The organism is Brevundimonas sp. 01N35 (assembly GCF_056399785.1).
In genome coordinates this window covers 1-394 of the sequence record NZ_JBFTRZ010000042.1, presented here as the reverse complement: position 1 = coordinate 394, position 394 = coordinate 1, and the positions used below count along the sequence as shown (strand labels likewise).

At 62.3% G+C, this 394-nt stretch carries 1 protein-coding gene; it reads left to right on the top strand.

Annotated elements, in window-relative coordinates; translation table 11 throughout:
- The coding region (locus AC1DJ5_RS14670) for a hypothetical protein (protein WP_477021075.1) at positions 1 to 394 on the top strand (394 nt) is incomplete at both ends.

The window sequence follows — 394 nt, the reverse complement described above, 5'->3', positions numbered from 1 at the left end:
GCCTGGGGCAACACCTGCCGCAACTTGCCGCTCCAAGGTGTCCTGACTCTGGTTGATCCCGAAGGGGGGGAGCGACAACAACCGTTCACCCTGGCGGCTGAAGGTTGGGCGACTGCCCGGCTTGAAGGTTTTGATCTTGGTGCGGTGGGGGAGTGGCGCTTGTCGGCCGAGGTGGCGGTACCTTTTGTGCGTGCCGCTCGGGCGTTTGTCACGGTCGATCCGGCTGGCACTGCATTGCGCCCGCTGTACGYCGACCTGCATGTGCACTCCGATGACACGGTGGGCACCAACGACACCTTGTACAACCTCAGCTACGGTCGCGATGTCGCCGGGCTCGATGTCCTCGGTTACACCGCCAATGATTTCAATATCACTGAGCAGCGCTGGGATCAGG